Source organism: Vibrio sp. Vb1755 (assembly GCF_033338635.1).
Classification (GTDB): domain Bacteria; phylum Pseudomonadota; class Gammaproteobacteria; order Enterobacterales; family Vibrionaceae; genus Vibrio; species Vibrio alginolyticus.
Genome location: NZ_JAWOTA010000001.1, coordinates 1 through 20,474 on the forward strand (window position 1 = coordinate 1; position 20,474 = coordinate 20,474).

A 20,474-nucleotide genomic window follows, 5' to 3' on the forward strand; every position below is an offset into this window, starting at 1 on the left:
GAAAGCACCGGTCTTGAAAACCGGCATACGTTAATAGCGTATCTAGGGTTCAAATCCCTATCTCTCCGCCACTTTTAAAAAAACCGCTGTTCTTACAGCGGTTTTTTTGTATCTGCTGTTTTTTAACCGCTGTTATCGAAACTTCTAATTGATTTTTCTCTAGCTCTTTCTCCAAGTTTTTGCGTACCTACTTTGGGTTTAGTTTACGCAGTAATACCTTCAATCGAAGACATTTCCATACGTCTCATTTGGGCTTCAAATAGAGCTTTCTTAAGTCTCAACGTGGGATGCTTAAACGCATTTTGATAGAGTTCCAGTCTAAATACTGCGGATGCACTTGGAGAAAAAATGAAGCTACTTTACTGGTTAGATGAATGGCAAGCTCTTACTCAACAAGAACAAGAGATGGCTTTACCTATCTCTGGCTACGATTTACTTGATGATGTGTTTGTGAAGTATGAACTCGTCGATCTTAACAAGCCATTGTTGTTTACATTTTCTCCTTCCGGTACTGATGTGCAGGTACAAGATTTAACTCCGGATTTTTCTCCTTGGGGCTACGAGCTCGGAATACAACAACAAGTAAACATTATTGCCTTTCAACATTTAGGACAAAGTAATTGGTTCCGTAGTCGGAATTTGATTTTCTTTCTGGATCAGCTATCTGAGTTGCTTCATCCCTTCAAATGTCGTTTGGGTTATGGGCAAAGTCGAGGTGGCTTTGCAATTGGCGCGTTCGCTAACTTGCTGAAACTAGAACATCTTTTGTTGTTTTATCCTGTTAGCACTAAAAATAAAGCGTTAGTGCCTTGGGATGATCGGCCGAGTACTGAGCTTGCTCAGCAGTTTGCTTGGGAAAGCGGCTACCATGATCGAGATTTGGGCAATGCCAAAGGTTATATTATTTATGACCCATCCAATCGCATTGATCGTCTTCATGCTGAACGTTATCCAGAGCTTACCCATTTAAAAGTCGTCGGTATGGGACACGGCACTCAATCCACACAATTAGATAAATTAGAATTTTTTAATCTGGTGGCGCAGGAGTTTGTTCGCCATCAAACCTTAGATATTGACCAATTTAATAAGCAAATTCACGCTTTGTTTTAAAAGAGGACTGATATCAGAGTCCCCTGTAACCAGGGGGAGATGATCACACACTAAAAACTAGATTTTTAACACAATTGCTAGGCGCAATTTAGATGGAGGATTAATGAAGTTACTGTACTGGTTGGATGAATGGCTGGCTCTTTCTCGTGAAGAACAGCAAACCAGGCTACCGATGTCCGGGGAGGACTTACTTGATGATGTATTTGTTAAGTATGAGTTTGTCGACCGCAATAAACCGTTGTTGTTCACCTTTTCCCCTGCTGGTACGAATCTACAAGTACAGGACTTACACTCAGACTTTGCGCCTTGGGGCTATCGCTTAGCCCAGAAACAAAAAGTAAATATTATTTCATTTCAGCATCTTGGGAAAAGTAACTGGTTTCGCAGCCGTAATTTGATTTTCTTTCTAGAGCAGCTATCAACTTTACTTGAGCCTTTTGAATGTCGTTTAGGTTATGGGCTTAGCCGCGGTGGTTTTGCTATTGGTGCCTTTTCCAATCTATTAAAGTTGGATCAAGTATTGATGTTTCACCCGGTCAGCACAAAAAACAAAGTTTTGGTGCCATGGGATGATAGGCCAAGTACTGAACTAGCCCAACAATTTGATTGGGAAGGAAAGTATCACGACCTTGACCTTGGCGATGCAAAAGGCTACATCATTTATGATCCAACTAATGAAATCGACCGCCTTCACGCCAAACGCTACCCAGAGCTCACTCACTTAAGAGTCTTCGGGATGGGACATGGTACCCACGCGACGTATTTGAATAAATTCGGTTTTTATAAGCAAGTGGCTGTAGACTTTATACGTTATCAGAAGATAGATATAGCGCAGTTTCGTCATCAGACCAAAACGCTGCGATTAAAAGAAGATTACTATCAGTGCCTTAACAAGGCGAATGCGAGTTCACAGCATCGTTTGAACTTACTGAGTACCGCTCATAATGTGTTAATTGAAGAAAAGAAAGAACATGTGAAGGAGCATCAAGCGCAAATCGATATTCAGCCACTTGTTGATATTGCGATGAAGCATGAGCATGACAATCCGCAAGATGCAGTACAACTTTTGGAAGTGGCTCAGCAGTTAGTTCCGAATGACCCCGTTGTGGAGCACAAGTTGCAGCAACTGTCGTAGGCGAGTAATGCAGACTGGCATTTTGAATTTGGTCAGTGGCTTTTGTCGCTGGCCTTTTTAAGAGCTTATGGGTTGATATTTCGATGAAATTTAATGAAGCAGTACAAAATAAAAAGCCCAAGCAAATGCTTGGGCTCCATAAATGTTAATGCGAGTTTTAAAACTCTTTTGGCGCAAAGCCTGTCATCACATCAAGGCGAAGTTCTTTACCAACTTTTGTTAATGGGTGAACGATTACTAAGCCGCGTACGCGTTTTTTCAGTTTGCCGATGTCCGCTTGTTCTGCTTTGGTGATTTCACGAGAGAAAGGCATATCAAGTAAGCTTTTACGTTCTTTGTTCAGCTCATAGTTTTGCTTGTGCTTTAACTGGTTAAGCTTTTTGGTAAGCTGTTCTACTTCATCCGTGAACTTTGTAATCATTTCGTGATCACCACGAGAACGTGCCGCATCAAGTTTACGTTGGCATGTATCTAAACGGTTGTGCAGCTTTTGAATATCAGTTTTTATGCTCATGGTAATTTGGCTCAAATTTTAAATAGTCGAGAAGTATAGCATAGCTGAGATCACACGCTCTACTATACTTCTCGATTGTCTGGCTTTAGTTAATCAGTTCATTGCCCGATACGTTACCAGAGAAAAAGGCTTCGACGTTATCAAGCGTCACAGAGGCAATATTATTAAGTGCTTCGTGAGTCAAGAATGCTTGGTGGCCAGTAAACAGCACGTTATGACAAGCCGATAAACGGCGGAAAACATCATCTACAATGACATCGTTAGATTTATCTTGGAAGAATAAGTCTTTTTCATTGTCATACACGTCTAGGCCAAGCGCACCAATCTTACCTTGTTTCAACGCTTCTATCGCCGCTAGTGAATCTAGCAACTCGCCTCGACTGGTGTTAATGATCATTACACCATCTTTCATTTGCGCGAAGGCTTTTTCGTTCAATAAGTGATAGTTTTCTTCACTCATTGGACAATGGAGAGAGATAACATCCGCATTAGCGTAGATTTCTTCAAGCGAACAGTAACGGGCTCCCATTTCTAGCGCTAATGGGTTTTCGTAGGGGTCGTAGCAAAGCAGCTCCATGCCAAGCCCTTTGAAGATACGCATCGTCGCGATACCAATCTTACCCGTACCAATAACACCAACAGTTTTTCCGTAAAAGTTAAAGCCAACAAGACCCTCTAGCGAGAAGTTGGCGTCACGTGTGCGTTGGTAGGCCTTGTGAAGACGGCGGTTTAGGCACATCATTAAACCAACCGTGTGCTCTGCCACTGCTTCTGGTGAGTAAGCAGGAACTCGAACCACTTGTAAACCTAGTTCTTTGGCTGCTTGTTGATCAACTTTATCAAATCCCGCGCAGCGCATAGCAATAAGTTTGGTCCCGCCCAGAGAAAGCTGTTTAAGGACAGGAGCTGAAAGATCATCATTAACGAACGCACATACAACATCACTGCCGTGCGCCATCTTGGCTGTTTTTTCGGTTAGTCGGAAGTCGTGATAGTGAAATTCAAAATCGCGGTTATTTTTAATTTTATTAAAAGAGGCTTCGTCGTAGGATTTTGCACTAAAAAAAGCAATGTTAATCATGGTTCCCTCTCAAAAAGTACGGACTTTATAAATAAATATGCTTATAAAGTAATGCAACTTAGCCGCAATGAATAGAGAAATCTTCTTTTTGACTTTGTTGTATCAAATAACGATAAGAAGAACGCCTTTCAGCGAGTGCTATCTTACGGTTCCGCATTAGATACTGTTTGCTTTACGAGCATTAACTGACTAGCATTATCGCTCTTTTCTTGTTCACTTTATTAGCTTAGGCGTTACGACAATGTCAGTAAAATGGTTCTCTATGTTCTTGTGTTGTGTGTTTGCTTCGGGCACTCACGCAGCTGTTGACCTCGTTAAAGTCGACAAGTCTAAGCGTCGAATGTATTTGATGGAACAAGGAGCAGTGCTAAAAGAATACCGAATTGCTTTAGGAGCGAACCCGCAAGGACATAAACAAGAAGAGGGAGACAATCGCACGCCGGAGGGCGAATACACTCTAGATTATGTTATAGAGGACTCTGCTTTTTATCGTTCTGTGCATATCAGTTACCCTGATGCGATTGATACGTTGGAAGCGAAGCGCCGAGGTGTGTCCCCTGGAGGGAACATCAAAATTCATGGCTTAAAAAACGGTGAGAGTCAGTTGCCGATTTACATCCAAAGTTTTGATTGGACTAATGGGTGTATTGCGATTACCAACGAGGAGATGGACGAATTTATCCAGCTTGTCGAGATGGGGACACCAATTCAGATTGAGTGGTAACAAAAGGTCCCCTTTAATGTTCTGGCTCTTATAGGCTATGGCATAAAGCGCTGTGGATGATCACTAAAAATACCGTCTAACTGAGGCAGGTATTTCAGTTTATTTGGATTGTTCACCGTATAGCACATCACTTTGTAACCGGCTTGTTGGAGTTTGTTTATCTGGCGAGTACGAACCCAGTTAATATTTAGGTTGCAGCTATAGGCACTAACTTCTTCCAAAAGGCGTTTATCTTTTCTCGTAAAGAATTCACTTAACACACCCAATCGGTAGCCACTGCAGTATTTGTGCATCGCTCTAATGACGTCATGACTAAAGCTCGATAGGAGTACATTCTCTTGCGGCATTGGACTTTTTGTTAACGCATTGGCGAGAGTCTGCGCCACTTCTTCCGCTGGATGGTTGTCTACTTTAACTTCGATATTCAAGTTAAGCTTATTCTCAGTAGCTAAAGTGAGCAGTTCATCTAGTGTCACGATCTTCTCGCCTGAAAAGTCTGTGCTAAACCAACTACCGAAATCTAATGCTTTTAAGTCTTCCAGGGTGAGCTCATCAACACGCCCTTGTCCATTGCTGCATCGATTGACGGTATGATCATGGCAAACCACTAAAACATTATCTTTGGTAGGCTGTATATCCACTTCCACCCACTTCAACCCCAGGTCAATGGCTGCCTGAATGCTTATTTTTGTATTCTCAGGGTATGAACCTGCCACGCCACGGTGACCAATTAATAACGTTTCCATTCGCTTTATCTTTTGCTTTGCGGTTGCCTGATTGTACTCGTTTTTTCTATGAAGATATATCTAGGTGCATATTGTTAGGAACCTTTAGTACAAGTGAACATTAAACTCTAATAGTACGTTGCTGCTTCTTGGACTGAGTCCTGTGGACTTAAAGCCTTAGAGTGTGTAGTTGTTTAATTGGTAAATGAGTAATAAAATGCGAACCATTTTTATTTGAATGGTGAGTGGTAATGTCACGAGTTTTGATAGTCGATGATGACGTTCCTTTGTGTGAGCTGTTAGAAGCGGTTTTGCAAGAGGAGGGCTACATCGTATCTTCTGTGCATTGCGGTGAAAGTGCGCTGCAATATATGGAAAAAACGCCTGTAGATCTTGTATTGCTTGATGTCATGTTACCAAACCTTAACGGCATGCAAGTTGCTCGTAGGATCTGTCAGCGCTTCGCGACACCTATTCTAATGCTTACCGCTCTCAACGATGAAAACTCGATGCTTGATGGTTACCAAGCGGGGGCCGATCAGTATATCGGAAAGCCCTTTAATGTCGCTGAGCTTCTAATGCGCATCAAAGCGATTCTTCGTCGTGTTGGCTTGGAACGTCAACGTCAGACGATGTGTAGTACCGTTCAAACGATCAGCGACCAGCTTAATAGCTTACCCCTCACAAGTACGGAAGCTGAACTATTGAGCTACTTGGTAAAAAACCAAGGAGTCGTGATTTCAAAAGCAGAGCTTCAAACTGAAGTGTTAAAGAAAGAGCTGAGTCCTTTTGATCGCAACCTTGATATGCACATCAGTAACATACGTCGCAAGTTAGTTGAAGCGGGGCTTTCCAAGCAACATATCAAAACCTTCCGTGGCAAAGGTTACAGTTATTTAGAGGCTGTAAACCGTTAATGAAGCTCCGGTGTCCACCTTTTATTGCAAAACGTAAAGACAGCTTAGCGTTCAAGTTATTTAGTTGCATGACCGCAATTGTCATTAGTATTTTGGTCGTGCAATCCTTAGCGGAACAAGCTCTGGTGAAAGCCATGTTGAAAGTGCCCGATAGTGTGCGAGAAGAAATGCTAGACCTTGCACATCAAGCCAATGTATTGATTGAGCACGGAGACATGGACGAACTTGCTGACTGGGCAAATGCGCAAAACTTTTATTTATTTGTGTTGAATGAACATCAGCAACCAGTTACGCACCGTCTGATGCATCCGCACTTCGAGTTCAAACTTCAATTTAAGAGAAGCATTGATGATCAACTTGAGGGGAAAGTGAATCGCCCCATCATCAATATTCCTTTAGTTCATGGCAATACTTTAGTGATTCAATTGCCACATCGACTGCACCCTGCAAATGACTTCATTCTGTATTTCTCTATTCTCAAAGTCGTGATTGCAGTGGTTATTTTGGCGCTCTTTTCGCTGCTAATGGCACGTAACTTACAGCAACCATTGGATCGATTGAGAGAAGCAAGCAAAAAGCTATCTAATGGCGATTTTAATGTCAGTGTCGTGAAAGAGCTGAAGTCGAGCACGCGTGAGTTTAACGAGTTAGCGCAAGATTTCGATCACATGACGCAACAGATTCATTCTCTCGCTGAAAAGCAGCGACTGCTTATAAGAGATGTCTCTCACGAATTGAGAACGCCGTTAGCGAGGCAGAACTTGGTTCTGCATCTTTTGCGAAAGCGTGTTGGAGAAAGTGAGCAAAGCCTAGTGGCAAGGCTAGAAGATGAAGCAAAAGAGCTAAACCATTTGATCAGCGATATATTGGAGTTCAGTCGCTTGGAAAATGCGCGCTTCGACAAAGCCACGAAACGCTGTGATTTAGAAGTTTTGCTCTCCCCGCAAGTAGAACGTTGCAAAATAGATTTGAAGTCAGAACAGACGTTGTCTTTCCGCTCAGAAGCTGTATGTGCTAAAGCCATTTGTGAAGAAACGCTGGTCATTCGTTGTTTGAACAATCTTATTGGTAATGCCATTAAATATTCAGGACCAGCATCTCAGATAGAAGTTTCTCTGGAAAATTATGTCAAAGAAGGGCAGCAGTTCACCACCATGTCAGTATCTGATGATGGGCCTGGTATTCCAGAGAACAAGCTGGTCGATATTTTTGATCCGTTTACACGCTTAGATGCTTCTAGAGATAAAAAGCTTGGTGGCTACGGTTTAGGTCTTGCGATTGTCAAAGAATCCATGCGTATTATGGGTGGAGCAGTCACGGCGAAAAACCGTGAGCAAGGCGGTTTGAGGGTTACTTTAGTGTTCAAGCAATAAGTATGATTAAGTCGTAATTTTTGTGATTAATGTCACATTGTCATGGCGCATCATCAGAGAGTACTTTACAAAAGTTTGCAAATGCAAAGAATGTAAATTTAATGCAAATGGTAATACTTATCACTTATATTCACCCGCGAAATAATTAAGAGGGAATCGCATTCAACAAGTATGTGACCCGAAAAATAATAATCGGAGTGAAAGGATATGTTTACTAAGAGCCATTTGGCGTTAGTGATCGGTGCAGTGTTAGCAACACCTGCAGTGGCGGAAGTTCAAACAGACGAACATGTAGTTGTAGAAGGTCGAGAGTTCGGCTACAAGGCAGATACAAACAGTACAGCAATGCGCATGGAAATGACGCAGCTGGAAACGCCGGGACAAGTAGCGGTTATCGATGAAACGGTAATTGATGAGCAGCGTGCAAGTACACTTGGTGAAGTGCTACGTAACGATGCAAGTGTTAGCGCGGGTGGTACAAGCCGTAACCGCGAACGTTTCTCTCTACGTGGTTTTGAACTTAGCAGTTCAGACGGTTTTCTTCGTGATGGTCGTCAACACTGGTCACACTACCGTCAGCCAATTGAGCTTTTAGAGCGTGTTGAAGTGCTTAAAGGTCCATCAGGTCTGCTATACGGTAAATCTGAGCCGGGTGGTTTGGTAAACATGGTTTCGAAAAAACCAACAACTCAAACACAAGCAAGTTTGAGTCAAGATCTAGGTTCGAATGATCACTCACGCACTGTGCTTGATGTGAGTGGCGCGCTAAATGATGCAGAGACACTGCGAGCGCGCGCAATTTTTGCCAAAGAAAGCTACGGCTCTTGGCGCAGGTACGGTGATGGCACTGAGCCTAAAACAGATCGTACGGTAGCTGGCCTAGTGGTTGAGTACGATATCACAGACAACTTTATGGTATCGGCTCATTACGATCGCACGAAAGACGACGGTAGCGTGGACTCTGGCGCATACATTGTTGATGGCAAAGCGGTTCGCGGTGATAAGTACATTTGGGATGCGCAGTGGTCTGAAATTGATAACGAAGTAGAAAACTACGGTGTCGATATTAATGCGCAAGTCACGGATAACGTGAACGTAAAAGCAGGTTACAACCGCCAAGACTTTAAGCGTTTTGATGTAGAGTCTTACCCTAAGTTTGATCAGTATGAAGAGTTAAATACGATTAAGCATCGAGGCAACGATCGCTCCGATAATTGGGTATTTGATACTGCATATATAGATGTGACGACGGACTTTACTTTGTTCGGTACGGAAAACACGTTGTTAGTGGGCGCTAACTACTTAGATTACAGTTATGATCGCTTTATGGCATTTCATAATGAGGCGAGTATTGCGCCAGGAGAAACGGTGCCTAAGCCTAGCTATAGTAGTTCGAGGAAATCACCAACAGCTGAGTACGATACTTGGGGTATCTACGCGCAAAATATGATGACGATTAATGATTACTGGCAAGTGCTTGCAGGTGTTCGTTATGACGAAAAGCGTGATGATGAACTGACCGAAAACCAAGTTTCTCCAAAGTTAGGTGTGATATTCCACCCATCGACGAATGGCTCGGTTTACGTTCAGTATTCTGAAAGCTTCATGCCTCAAGGTGAAGTCAGCAACGGTAGTCGTACCTACATCAATGAAGGTGAGAAACTCGACGCTGAGCGTGGTATCTCTTATGAAATCGGTACGAAGTGGGAACTGTTTGATCAGCGTTTATTTGTATCTGGTGCTGTGTTTGATATCACGTTAGAGAACATCTCGCTGGATGTTGAAAGCGGCAAAGATGCGGGCGGCAATCTCCTACACAAGAAAACGCAAGGTGGTGAGCAAGTTCACAAAGGCGCTGAGTTAATGGCTCAAGGTTTTGTGACCCCAGAGTTGTCGCTAACCGCTTCTGCAATGTATTTGGATGCAGAGCTTAAGAAGGCAGAAAGATATGAAGGTAACCGCCCTGTAGACGTGCCAGAGTTCTCGGCAAGTCTATGGTCTAGCTACAAGGTTCAAGACAACACTAACTTAAACCTTGGTTTGATTTATGAAGGTGATCGCTACGGTGATGCAAAGAACACCTTCAAGAAAGATGGCTACGCTCGCGTTGATATGGGCGTGTCATACAAACATAAGTACGATGAGAACTTGGATATTATTGCTCGATTCAATGTCGAAAACTTATTCGATACTGACTACTTCGCAGGTGGTGGTAGCACGAATGGCGAGCAAAAAGGTGCGAGTGGGGTTGTGGTTGGAGAAAGCCGCAACTACATGGCAACAATCCAGTTCAAGTACTGATAACAATTTGATTATTAAAGGGGAAGGGTAGTCTTCCCCTTTGGTCGTTTTTGGAACACAGAAATATAACTCGTATGAATCTAATGAAATCAAGTATCGCTCTGTTGATATCATCGGTTTTGATTCCCGCTCACGCGGCGAACTTAAACGATGCACAAGCTGTGCAGAGTAAAACAAACCAGTCGTCGGCGGTAAGCCAAAAACGTATTGATGCAAGCGCAGAAAAATCACTTACTCTAGAAGCTGAAATTGAGCAGCTGCAAGAGGAAGTCGGTAACTTGAAGATTTATCGCGATCATCTTGCAAGCCTTGTTGAAAGTCAAAATCAAGAAGTTGATAGCTTGAACGAGCAAATTGAGCAGATTGCTCAAACTCGTCAAGGTGTCGTGCCTTTGATGTATCACATGCTTGAGGGCTTAAAAGTGCTCGTCGCTAACGACAAGCCTATACGCAAAGCGCAACGTGAGGAGCGAATTGCAAAGCTGGATTCCATGATGACGCGTGCAGACGTTGCGGATGCAGAGAAGTTTCGTCGTATTTTAGAAGCGTACCAAATTGAAATGGATTACGGCACCAAGCTTGGCGTTTACCAAGGCAAGATTAACCTGGGTGACAATGAAGTTGTGGAGGCGGACATTCTCTATTTAGGCCGTTTGTCTTTGGTAGCGCGTAGCTTATCTGGTGACACATTTTGGAGCTGGTCGCAGCAACAACACGCATGGCAACAAGTGGGTTCTGAGCAAAAATCAGAGCTAGACAAAGCGTTCGCTATGGCGAATAAACAGATCGCGCCGAGCATGTTAACTCTGCCAGTGTCGTTAACCGCTGCGGAGGGCAAATAAATGATGAAAAAATGGTTATCGGTTGCATTAATCTCGACAGCCGCATTAATGCCTCATACAACTTTTGCTAGTGATGCGTTGTTACAAAAGGCGCAGCAAGAAAATCGTCAACAGCAATCGCACAATGTCGCGCGTGAATCAGGTTTTAAGCAAACAGAGCAAGAGCTACAGACTATAAAGAATAAATTGGTGGCAGAGCGGGCTGCTCTTCAAGCAGAAGCGGACTCATTAAGTGTTACCTTCGGTGAAAATGAAGCAGAACTGGCACAGCTAGAAGAAAAGTTGCGTCTAGAAACCGGGAGCCTAGGTGAGTTATTTGGCGTCGTTCGCCAGAACGCAAAAGAGCTAGAGTCTGAGCTAAAAAGCTCAGTAACCGGTGTTGATGCAAACTCATATCAGAAAGATATCGATGCTATTGTTGCGGCTAAATCACTGCCAACGTTGACCCAACTTCAGGCGATGTGGCGCAGCATGGAAGAACAAATCAAAGCAAGCGGTGAAATGGCAAACGTCTCTTTCACACTGCTAAATGGCGAAGGTCGTGAACAAACGGTTAATGGTGTTCGTCTTGGTTCTATGGCGCTGCTGGATAAGACTGGCTACGTTAAGTGGAATGGTCAACGCGGAGACGCGGTAAACTATCTTCGTCAGCCTGAGAACGGTCCAACAGCGAATACTATTTCCTCTGGTGACATTGATGCACTTGTCATTGATCCGTCACGTGGCATTCTTCTTGAACAGCTTGCAAACTCACCGACTTTGGCTGATCGCCTAAATGCGGGTGGCGTTGTCGGTAAAATCATCCTTGGTTTATTGGCTATCGGCCTATTGATTGCGCTCGTACGTGGTGCATCACTGATGATTTCGCGCCAGAAAATCATGAAGCAACTGAAAACCCCAGCGCAGCCAGGAGACAACCCTTTGGGTCGCGTGCTAGCGGTATACCAGAAAGACAAGCATCGCAGCGTAGAAGCGTTAGAACTACGTCTTTTGGAAGCTGTTGTTGATGAGCAAACCCACCTAGAAAAAGGGTTGTCGATGCTTAAGCTTCTTGCAGCTCTAGCTCCTATGCTTGGCCTACTAGGCACGGTAACGGGTATGATCGAAACCTTCCAGGTCATCACTCAATTTGGTAATGGTGATCCGAAAGTAATGGCGGGTGGTATTTCAATGGCACTTGTGACTACCGTACTTGGCCTTGTTTCAGCCATGCCTTTGCTATTAGCGCACAACGTATTGAGCTCTCAAGCAGAAAATATTCGCAGTATCTTAGAAAAACAAGGCATCGGTTTAGTTGCAGAACAAGCTGAGCGTGATATGCCGAGTAACAAAAGCCATTCTAACACCTTAGCGGAGAACGCAGCGTAATGGAGCAGATCCTACTCAGCACATTGGGTTTGATCAGTGAGGATTGGGCCACAACCTTGATGAGCTTTATGCAGCAAGGTGGTCAAATCCTATGGTGGTTGGCCGCCGTCGTGGCGGTGTGCTGGCTGTTGGTTATGGAGCGAGTTATTTATCTCACAACGGTTTTCCCTGGGGTAAAAAAACAGCTTTGTGAGCAGTGGCAAGCAAGATCAGAGCACCACTCTTGGTACGCGCATCAAATTCGTGAAGGATGGATTGCAAAAGCGCAAATCGAACTGCGCCAAAACCTATCGACTATTAAGCTACTTGTGGCGGTTTGCCCAATGCTAGGGTTGTTAGGGACGGTGACAGGCATGATTACGGTGTTTGACGTAATGGCATCGCAAGGCAGCAGCAATCCGAAATTGATGGCTTCTGGTATCTCACTTGCTACGCTGCCAACCATGGCGGGTATGGTAGCAGCGCTTGCGGGCATGTTTATTCATGCTCGCCTTAGCAAAGTGTGTGAACGAAAAGCTATCCAGTTAGAACAATCTTTAAGGAGTCAAAAGTGAGACTCGGACGCAGACCTAACCAACAAGATGAAGCTCAAGTCGATTTAACCTCGATGCTTGATATCGTCTTCATCATGTTGATCTTCTTCATTGTGACCAGTTCGTTTGTACGTGAATCCGGTGTAGAAGTGAATCGCCCTCAGGCTTCTAATGTAGTAAGCCAAAAAGACGCGGGCATTTTTATCGCAGTAACGGCAGCGAATGATGTGTACATCGACAAACGAGTGGTTGATATTGAGCGTGTTGAGGCCTCTATTGAGCACCTGTTACTTGATCAGCCTGATGCTTCGTTAGTTATCCAAGCTGACGAGCATGCTTACAATGGCACTGTCGTGAAAGTGATGGACGCTGCAAAGGCGGCAGGTGTGAAGAACATTGCATTGGCGGCGGAGAAACCTTAATGGGCAGGCTGTTACTTGCACTACCAGCATCACTGTTAATTTCTGTGAGCTTGTTTAGCTTTATGGCGTGGATGGTTGATAAAGGCAACCAGCGTGCGCCAGAAGCTTCAGAAGCCGTTCGTTTTGATATGGTGATGGTAGAGAATGAAGCAGACGTGCAGCGTCGTCAACGTTCAGTGCCGGAGCAACCAGAACCACCTCAAGCGCCGGAGCCAATGGATCTGTCTCAAGCTGACACTCAAATGGAACCAATGAGTCAGATGACGCCAGTCAGTGCTTTAGGTTTAAACACTGCCCTTGAAGGCATCGCGATTAGTGCACCAAACTTGAAGGGAACAATGGGCAACCAGCAAGCACTGCCGTTGTATCGTGTTGATCCTCGCTATCCAAGTAAGGCGCTGAAACGTAGAGTGGAAGGTTATGTCATTATGCGTTTCACGATCGATGCAACTGGACGACCAAAAGATATTGAAGTGATCGAGGCTGAGCCCGAGCGCATGTTTGAAAGGGAAGCAATCCGTGCGCTTAAAAAATGGAAGTATCAGCCAAAAGTTGAGGATGGTGTGTCAATTGAGCAGTTCGGACAAACCGCTAAAGTGGAGTTCAAGTTAGCCAAATGATGAAAAAATTCTTAATCGGTACGGTATTAAGCCTGAGTGCACTCTCAACCATTGCCAGTGAGTTAAGCCAATACACCGCAGCGAGAGTTCAACGAGCACATAATTTGGCTCAAGAAGAGAAACTGAAAGAAGCGATTTCATCTCTTGAAGCTATGGAGCTTTCTCGTGGATATGACCAAGCTTATGTCGCTCGAATGTTGGGTATTTTTTACTGGCAGAACGAGCAAACTCAAGCGGCGATTAAGCAACTTGAGTTGGCAGTCAATAGTGGTTTGCTACAAGATGAGCAAGCATGGCAAACCCGAAAAATGTTGGCTGATATACTGCTGAACGAGCAACGTTTTTCTAAGGCTTTACCTCATTACTATGCCTTGAGCAAAAACATTCCTAAAGGTCAAAAAGCGCATGAGCTATGGCTGCGTATTTCCCAATCTCATTATCAACTGAGTCAGTGGCAAAAAGTGCTTTCAGCAATGGCTCGTTATGAGAAATTTGGTCAGCCAGACAAGCTTGGCGCATTGTCGATAAAGCTTTCTGCTGAGCTAGAACTGAAAAAGTGGAAGCCGGCAATCTCGACCATCAAACGCTTAATCGTGATTGAACCTGAGCGAATTGAATGGTGGCGTCAGCTTGTTGCTCTATACCTACGGGTTGATGACAACAAACGTGCCCTAGACTCTTTGGCGTTGGCAAAACTGAAAGGGTTACAACTTAGCCAAGATGACTTAAAGCTGCTGGCACAATTGTACGCGAAACGAGGTATTCCTGAGAGAGCTGCGTTGGTGATGAACGAGCTAGAGGATGTAAACTCGAATAGTAAGCTAAAAGCTCAGCAAGCAACGTATTGGCAAATGGCAAAAGAGTGGGAAGAGTCTATTGATAGCTGGCGTATTGCAGCTCAGCTAGATAGGCAGTATTACTGGAACTATTCTCAACTGTTGGTGCAAGAAGGCCATTATAAAGATGCCATTGCCGCGCTCGATAAGGTCAGAGGTCGTAAAGCGGATGTTGCACTTATCAAAACTCGCGCTTACTACAAACTTAAGCGGTTTGACGATGCGCTCGCTAATGCCAAAAGAGCGAATGAGATTAAGCCATCGAATCAGGCAAAGAGTTGGGTTAAGTATCTATCACAGCTACGCAAAGTAGAATCGACGCAGAACTCATAGCGAACATTTTTATTAAATACCCGAGCTCAGTCTCGGGTATTTTTTTGTTTAAAGTAAACAATGTAAATTAAATGCCAATACGAATGATTATCACCTAAATTATGCCCCACATTTATTGGTGATGATTGTTTCTATGTTGCTTAAAAGCAAAGGTGTTCAAACTTGGGCTCGCCGCCTACATATCTATATTTCGATGGCTCTTCTCTTAGTTACGCTGTTTTTTTCAGTAACTGGTATTACCCTCAATCGCCCCGAATTGTTTGAACGCAGCGAACCTATCATTCAACAACATACTCTGACGGTTCCGCACTCAGTTTTATTCTCACATTCAGATACCTTTCAACCTAATCGTGAAGGGCTGGTGGCTTTCTTGACTAAAGAAACCGAGCTTCGCGGCACTCCCTCCGCACTAGATGTGTATACCGAAGTTGAGCAAGGTGAGTTGTTACTCGGAGAGCTTTCTATGGATTTTAAAGGCCCGGGTTATAACGCTACGGTCTTTATTGATATGACTACTGGTGCAGCAGACGTCGAAACGACGCACTACGGTATTGTTGCGCTGCTGAACGATCTACATAAAGGACGCAACAGTGGTGGGATTTGGAAGTGGTTTATCGACGTCACTGCGCTTTTGATGGTGTTTTTTGTTCTTACAGGCGTGTGCTTGTTACTGCCTAAGAAGAAGACGCTCAGAACGTCAATGCAATGGATGAGCTTTGGTACGTTACTGTCGCTCGTAATTTATTTTGTTGCTGTTCCATAACAGCTTTTTTAGAGAACACTTATGTTGAACACAGGAAGATTTTTCCGCCGTAATCACTTTTGTAAAGCCGCTTTGATCGCGGCTTTTACTCCTTTCTCTCTTTCCGCGGCGCCTCTACCAGATAACGCGAAGGTCGACTTCGAACTCGAACTTCCAAAGATAGATACCTCAATGTATGCACGCCCTTATGTGGCGGTTTGGGTTGAAAACGATCAGCGTAAACCGGTTAAAACCATCCAGTTATGGGTAGGGAAAGACGAATGGTTAAAAGATCTACGCAGCTGGTGGAGAAAAGCGGGTCGTTATGATCGTGAACTTGTTGATGCGGTGACTTCTGCAACACGTCCTGCTGGTCAATACCGCTTTGTCTGGGATGGAACCAATGACGCAGGGGAGCGTTTGGAACAAGGAAATTACACGTTGTACGTCGAGGTCGTTCGTGAACACGGTGGGCGAAACTACTTACGTCAAAAAATAACGCTAGCGGACAGTGACGTGCGCTATGAGCTTAAACCAACACAAGAGACGGGTGTCATCACCGTCAATTATCAAGTTAAGTGATTAAAGGACACAACAATGAAAACCAAAATGAAAGCAGTGGCATTGGCGAGTGTAATGGCAATGGGATTGGCTGTAACCACCACCGCACAAGCACATCCACGTTGGGTTCTGCCCTCTCACTTTACGGTTTCTAAAGAAGGCGGTGACTGGCTGACATTTGATGTTACTGCCTCTCACGGAACGTTTGTTTTTGATAAGCCTGCGGGTAGTGATCAGGCATTTGTGGTGATGCCGGATGGTCGCTCTGAGCGTCCTAACTTTGTTGTTCGTGGCAAGCGTCGCTCTATGTTTGATTTCTTTTTTACAGAAGAAGGCACGCACAAAGTCGCGATTAATAATCAGCCGAGCTACTACACACAATACAAAGCGGGCCGTCGTGATACGGTGAAATGGGCGCGAGCAAACAAAGCTGAGCGTGGTGACGTGCTTCCTGAGCAAGCGCGTGATGTGGTTACTCAACTAAGTTACACCCGAGCAGAAAGCTACATTACGGTTGGTATGCCAACGGACAAAGCGTTGGAGATTGAAGGCAAAATGCTGGAGATGAAACCGATCACGCATCCATCGGACATCATTGAAGGTGAGCCTGTGACTTTCCAGTTTTTCTTTAACGGAGAGCCACAAGAGGGCGTTACTGCTGAGATTACACGTGAAGGTACCATGTACCGAAACCATCAAGAACAAATCGATGTGGTGAGCGATAAAGATGGCAAAGTGATCTTCACGCCAGAAGTCGCCGGGCGCTACTTAATGAAAGCGAACTACAAAGGTGAATTAAAAGATAATCCATTGGCGGATAAAGCGAGTGCCAATGTTCACCTTACGTTTGAAACTCAACTTAACTAATCGAATTAGGCTCAGCAATTGCTGGGCCATTTTGGAATTATCATGAATAACACTTCTCTTCTAAAAGCGGTTTTGCTTTTTTCTGGATTTGCGTCCTTTCACGCTGCTGCACATTTTCCTCTGATGAGCTGTCACTTGGCGCAAGATAAAGTGATTTGTGAAGCGGGCTACTCGGATGGATCGACAGCGGTCGACTACGATGTCGAAATGTACGATTACGACGACAATCTGATCGCCAAAGAAAAAACAGATAAGCGTTCCATCGCAGAATTTACTCACCCTGAAACAGATTTCTATTTGGTATTTGATGCCGGACATGAAAGCCCGGTGGAAGTGGATATCGTTGAGCTGAAAGAGAAATGAGTGTACAGAAAGTTCGCCCTGATGATGGTAACCGAGAAGGAAAGTGGGTCGCACTGACAATCGCAGCAATTCTCAGTTCAGCAGCCATACTTATGCCCTACCATCAGGTCGCGACTGAAAAGCCAGACATGCAGTCTCATCAAGTGTTAATCACGGATTTACATCAAAATGAGTTGGGGTTGATCGCTGAGCTTAAGCTCGCTCATGAAGAGATTCGTGATTTGCAGTTAGATACCGGAACTTGGCCTGAGATCTCTGATATGGAGGTGCTTTGGATTGCTCCGTTCGTGAAAGACCAAAACTGGAAGCGTAAAGGTTCTCATCAGTGGCAACGAATTGATGACGGTGTCTACATTGGCGTGAAGACCAGTGCCCAAGGCTCTGCTTCCATGCTGTTGGATAGCCGCAGTTCTCAAGCTGATATTTGGTTTAATGATTCTAGCCGTTCGTTAAATGTGGAGGGACTAAGCGATCTAGCTAAACGCCACGATTTCGGGTGGAAACAAATCGTTCTGTCAGACTCTTCCTCTCATTCTCACGCCCATTAAGACAACATAATTGATAAGTACTATGATCAAACGCTCTCTTTTACGTCGTATTCTTACAGCCACCGCGTTATTGACGGTGTCTTCTACTGGCTTTGCTGCCGATAAACTCAGTATTGGTATTACGCTTCAACCTTATTACAGCTATGTTAAAGCCGTTGTTGGTGAGAAGGCGGACATCGTTCCTTTGGTTGATGCTGGTTTTAATCCTCACAACTATTTGCCACAACCTAATGATCTTAAGCGCTTAAATGAAATGGACGTAATAGTGATCAATGGTATTGGTCATGACGATTTTGCACTGAAAGTGATCAAGGCTTCTCAGCGTGATGATCTCGTGGTTATAGAAGCGAACAAAGAAGTGCCTTTATTGCCCGCTATGGGGCAGTCTGTTGGTCAAGGAGCAGTGAACCCTCACACCTTTGTCGGTCTATCAACAACCATTCAAAAGGTTTACACCATCGCGAGTGAGCTAAGCCAATTGGACCCAGACAATGCTACGTTCTATCGCCAAAATGCTCGTAAATACGCGAAAACATTTCGCCTGATGAAGCGTGATGCAATGTTGTCTCTTGGTGAGTTGGACACGGCTGGTATGAAGGTGGCGACAACCCACAATGCTTACGGATATATCCTTCAGGAGTTTGGTGTTGACGTTGCCGCTGTCATTGAGCCTGCTCATGGTGTAGAACCAAGTGCAAGTCAGCTACAGGAAACGATAGAGAAAATTCGTGAATCGGGCATTGATGTTCTGTTTTATGAGCTCAATATGCCGAATCGCTTTGTTGATACCATCGAAGAGGCGACCGGGGTGCAGCTTTATCGCTTTTCTCACATGACTCACGGTGAGTATGAGGCTGATAAAGTCGAGGTTGAGATGCGAGATAATGTGGAAACACTAATCGAAGCCATGAAATTTGTGGCGAGTAAGCGAGCAGGGGAAAAGGCGTGATGACTGGACCTTCCGTTTCCTTAAGTAACGTGGGCCTAAAATACGCCGACAATATCATTTTGCAGAACATCAGCGCCGAATTCGAGAACGCGAAATGTCACGTGATTATGGGACCGAACGGCGGTGGTAAAACCTCTTTGCTTCGTTCGGTACTTGGACTCACGCCATTTTCGGGAAACATAGCGCTCAATTGGCCAGAACCATCAGCTGCATCGGGGAAGATAGGGTATGTGCCACAAAAAGCGATGTTTGAAGCAAGCCTCCCGTTAACCGTGATGGATTTTGTACTGCTTAACCAAACTCGTATCCCTCTATTTTGGCGACGTAAAACGAAACAAACTCAACATGCCCTGGCCCAGCTGGATCGCGTGGGTATGGCAACGCGTAGCGACCGTCGTATGGGGCAACTCTCTGGCGGTGAGCAACAGCGTGTTTTGTTTGCGCAAGCTTTACTGGATGAGCCCAATTTATTGGTTTTAGACGAACCTACAACTGGCATGGATGAGCAAGGTGTTCGATATCTTGAAGGTTTGATTCATGAAGTTGTTGGAGAAGGCAAAACGGTGGTGGCAGTACATCATGACGTGACCGCCGTGCGCCGTTTAGATGCGCAGGTCCATGTCGTAAATCGTCAAATTGTGGCGTCAGGTCACCATTCAGATGTGCTAAGCCCTGATCGTATAGAAACATTATTCAAGCACTACACAGCAAAAGTGGAGGCTGCATAATGGATTGGTTGCGAGAGTTAGCGGTTAGCGGCGTTGAAGCTGGATGGTTAAGCGATAGCTTTTCTTATGCCTTCATGGTAAACGCAATTGTGGCAGCGCTGATATTAGGACCATTACTTGGTGGTCTTGGTACATTAGTCATCGCCAAGCGACTGGCTTTTTTCTCTGAAGCGGTTGGGCATGCTGCGCTTACCGGAATCGCGATTGGTGTGTTGCTCGGTGAGCCGCCAGAGAATCCGATCATCGGATTGTTTAGCTTTTGTATGATTTTTGCGCTGTTGCTTCACTTTGTTCGTAATCGTACGAATGTACCTTACGACACACTGGTTGGGGTTTTTCTTGCATTAGCGTTAGCGGTTGGTGCTGCGCTGTTAATGTACGTTGCTCGTAAGATCAACATTCACATGTTGGAGAACGTGTTGTTTGGCTCGATCTTGACTGTGACGGACAACGATATCCTTATTTTAGCGATCAGTTGTTTGATCATATTACTGCTTCTTATTCCAACGTTTAACCGCATTTTGCTAACTTGTATCAGCCCGGATATTGCACGTGTACGCGGCTTTAATACCAGCTTTTATGATTACTTATTTGTCATGATGATCACCTTGGTCACCATCGCCGCGGTAAAGATTATTGGCGCGGTATTGGTTGGTGCATTGCTACTGATTCCTGGTGCAACGGCTAGGTTATTGACTAAACGCATGGGCAGTTTTGTTCTCCTTTCTTCTTTATTGGCAACCATTGCGTGTTTAATAGGAACCATACTGCCGATGGAGCTTGAGCTACCAGTGCCATCAGGCGCATCCATCATCATTGTTTCTGCGGCATTTTTCCTAACAGCAACGGTTTACCGAATTATCCAAAAAGCGTAACCCTTTT

23 protein-coding genes are annotated in these 20,474 nt (G+C 44.6%); 20 read left to right on the top strand and 3 right to left on the bottom strand.

Translation table 11 applies throughout. The features are described from left to right. Positions 1 to 348: 348 nt before the first annotated feature. Both R7E00_RS00005 and R7E00_RS00010 read left to right on the top strand, forming a co-directional pair. Positions 349 to 1,110 (top strand): hypothetical protein, encoded by a 762-nt coding sequence (locus tag R7E00_RS00005; RefSeq protein WP_047102845.1) that lies wholly within the window; start codon positions 349 to 351, stop codon positions 1,108 to 1,110. 103 nt (positions 1,111 to 1,213) lie between these two features. Continuing rightward, positions 1,214 to 2,245: a hypothetical protein gene (locus R7E00_RS00010; protein WP_005393521.1), complete on the top strand. Its 1,032-nt coding sequence runs from the start codon at positions 1,214 to 1,216 to the stop codon at positions 2,243 to 2,245. Between the two features lie 157 nt (positions 2,246 to 2,402). Here the strand turns inward: R7E00_RS00010 and R7E00_RS00015 are convergent, their stop codons facing one another. Continuing rightward, positions 2,403 to 2,759 carry a YibL family ribosome-associated protein gene (locus tag R7E00_RS00015; protein WP_005374274.1) on the bottom strand — a complete coding sequence of 119 codons (357 nt, stop codon included), beginning with the start codon at positions 2,757 to 2,759 and terminating at the stop codon, positions 2,403 to 2,405. An 85-nt stretch (positions 2,760 to 2,844) separates the two neighbouring features. Continuing rightward, complete coding sequence (locus tag R7E00_RS00020; RefSeq protein WP_053350830.1) at positions 2,845 to 3,840, bottom strand: 2-hydroxyacid dehydrogenase; 996 nt, start codon at positions 3,838 to 3,840, stop codon at positions 2,845 to 2,847. Between the two features lie 241 nt (positions 3,841 to 4,081). Between R7E00_RS00020 and R7E00_RS00025 the strand changes: the two genes are divergently transcribed. Further along, positions 4,082 to 4,564, top strand: a complete 483-nt coding sequence (locus R7E00_RS00025) for a L,D-transpeptidase family protein (protein WP_005374271.1) — start codon at positions 4,082 to 4,084, stop codon at positions 4,562 to 4,564. A gap of 35 nt (positions 4,565 to 4,599) precedes the next feature. Here R7E00_RS00025 and R7E00_RS00030 read toward each other — a convergent pair whose 3' ends face one another. Beyond that, entirely contained in the window at positions 4,600 to 5,310 is a 711-nt protein-coding gene (locus R7E00_RS00030; RefSeq protein ID WP_017819703.1) for a glycerophosphodiester phosphodiesterase family protein, read from the bottom strand. Between the two features lie 230 nt (positions 5,311 to 5,540). On the opposite strand from R7E00_RS00030, the gene R7E00_RS00035 reads away from it, so the two are divergent. The 17 genes from R7E00_RS00035 to R7E00_RS00115 all read left to right on the top strand — a co-directional run bounded on the left by R7E00_RS00035 (position 5,541) and on the right by R7E00_RS00115 (position 20,467). Then, positions 5,541 to 6,206, top strand: a complete 666-nt coding sequence (locus R7E00_RS00035; RefSeq protein ID WP_005386018.1) for a response regulator transcription factor — start codon at positions 5,541 to 5,543, stop codon at positions 6,204 to 6,206. Continuing rightward, the gene (locus R7E00_RS00040) at positions 6,206 to 7,579 is read left to right on the top strand and encodes a sensor histidine kinase (protein ID WP_017819704.1); all 1,374 of its coding nucleotides are present in this window, start codon (positions 6,206 to 6,208) and stop codon (positions 7,577 to 7,579) included. The genes R7E00_RS00035 and R7E00_RS00040 overlap by 1 nt, the downstream gene beginning before the upstream one ends. A gap of 207 nt (positions 7,580 to 7,786) precedes the next feature. After that, positions 7,787 to 9,880 carry a TonB-dependent siderophore receptor gene (locus R7E00_RS00045; RefSeq protein ID WP_161440718.1) on the top strand — a complete coding sequence of 698 codons (2,094 nt, stop codon included), beginning with the start codon at positions 7,787 to 7,789 and terminating at the stop codon, positions 9,878 to 9,880. A gap of 74 nt (positions 9,881 to 9,954) precedes the next feature. Continuing rightward, positions 9,955 to 10,722 (top strand): DUF3450 domain-containing protein, encoded by a 768-nt coding sequence (locus R7E00_RS00050; protein WP_085569258.1) that lies wholly within the window; start codon positions 9,955 to 9,957, stop codon positions 10,720 to 10,722. Continuing rightward, positions 10,723 to 12,090: a MotA/TolQ/ExbB proton channel family protein gene (locus R7E00_RS00055; RefSeq protein WP_085569257.1), complete on the top strand. Its 1,368-nt coding sequence runs from the start codon at positions 10,723 to 10,725 to the stop codon at positions 12,088 to 12,090. Further along, positions 12,090 to 12,644, top strand: a complete 555-nt coding sequence (locus R7E00_RS00060) for a MotA/TolQ/ExbB proton channel family protein (RefSeq protein ID WP_017635540.1) — start codon at positions 12,090 to 12,092, stop codon at positions 12,642 to 12,644. Before R7E00_RS00055 ends, R7E00_RS00060 begins: the two co-directional genes overlap by 1 nt. After that, positions 12,641 to 13,045: an ExbD/TolR family protein gene (locus R7E00_RS00065; protein WP_005374257.1), complete on the top strand. Its 405-nt coding sequence runs from the start codon at positions 12,641 to 12,643 to the stop codon at positions 13,043 to 13,045. Before R7E00_RS00060 ends, R7E00_RS00065 begins: the two co-directional genes overlap by 4 nt. Continuing rightward, on the top strand, positions 13,045 to 13,665 hold the full coding sequence (locus tag R7E00_RS00070; RefSeq protein ID WP_005374256.1) for an energy transducer TonB: 621 nt from the start codon (positions 13,045 to 13,047) through the stop codon (positions 13,663 to 13,665). The genes R7E00_RS00065 and R7E00_RS00070 overlap by 1 nt, the downstream gene beginning before the upstream one ends. After that, the gene (locus tag R7E00_RS00075; protein WP_017635539.1) at positions 13,662 to 14,834 is read left to right on the top strand and encodes a tetratricopeptide repeat protein; all 1,173 of its coding nucleotides are present in this window, start codon (positions 13,662 to 13,664) and stop codon (positions 14,832 to 14,834) included. Before R7E00_RS00070 ends, R7E00_RS00075 begins: the two co-directional genes overlap by 4 nt. A 133-nt stretch (positions 14,835 to 14,967) precedes the next feature. Further along, positions 14,968 to 15,597, top strand: coding sequence for a PepSY-associated TM helix domain-containing protein (locus R7E00_RS00080; RefSeq protein WP_262606182.1), 630 nt, complete (start codon positions 14,968 to 14,970; stop codon positions 15,595 to 15,597). A 21-nt stretch (positions 15,598 to 15,618) separates the two neighbouring features. Further along, positions 15,619 to 16,158: a DUF2271 domain-containing protein gene (locus R7E00_RS00085; protein WP_017635538.1), complete on the top strand. Its 540-nt coding sequence runs from the start codon at positions 15,619 to 15,621 to the stop codon at positions 16,156 to 16,158. A 15-nt stretch (positions 16,159 to 16,173) separates the two neighbouring features. Continuing rightward, complete coding sequence (locus R7E00_RS00090) at positions 16,174 to 17,004, top strand: DUF4198 domain-containing protein (RefSeq protein WP_005374252.1); 831 nt, start codon at positions 16,174 to 16,176, stop codon at positions 17,002 to 17,004. A 42-nt stretch (positions 17,005 to 17,046) separates the two neighbouring features. Beyond that, on the top strand, positions 17,047 to 17,367 hold the full coding sequence (locus tag R7E00_RS00095) for a hypothetical protein (RefSeq protein ID WP_005374251.1): 321 nt from the start codon (positions 17,047 to 17,049) through the stop codon (positions 17,365 to 17,367). Next, entirely contained in the window at positions 17,364 to 17,915 is a 552-nt protein-coding gene (locus R7E00_RS00100) for a DUF6162 family protein (RefSeq protein ID WP_005374250.1), read from the top strand. The genes R7E00_RS00095 and R7E00_RS00100 overlap by 4 nt, the downstream gene beginning before the upstream one ends. Positions 17,916 to 17,937: 22 nt before the next feature. Further along, the gene (locus tag R7E00_RS00105; RefSeq protein WP_005374249.1) at positions 17,938 to 18,864 is read left to right on the top strand and encodes a metal ABC transporter solute-binding protein, Zn/Mn family; all 927 of its coding nucleotides are present in this window, start codon (positions 17,938 to 17,940) and stop codon (positions 18,862 to 18,864) included. After that, positions 18,864 to 19,592, top strand: coding sequence for a metal ABC transporter ATP-binding protein (locus R7E00_RS00110; protein WP_005374248.1), 729 nt, complete (start codon positions 18,864 to 18,866; stop codon positions 19,590 to 19,592). The genes R7E00_RS00105 and R7E00_RS00110 overlap by 1 nt, the downstream gene beginning before the upstream one ends. Further along, positions 19,592 to 20,467, top strand: a complete 876-nt coding sequence (locus R7E00_RS00115; protein ID WP_005374244.1) for a metal ABC transporter permease — start codon at positions 19,592 to 19,594, stop codon at positions 20,465 to 20,467. Before R7E00_RS00110 ends, R7E00_RS00115 begins: the two co-directional genes overlap by 1 nt. The last annotated feature ends 7 nt before the right edge of the window (positions 20,468 to 20,474 follow it).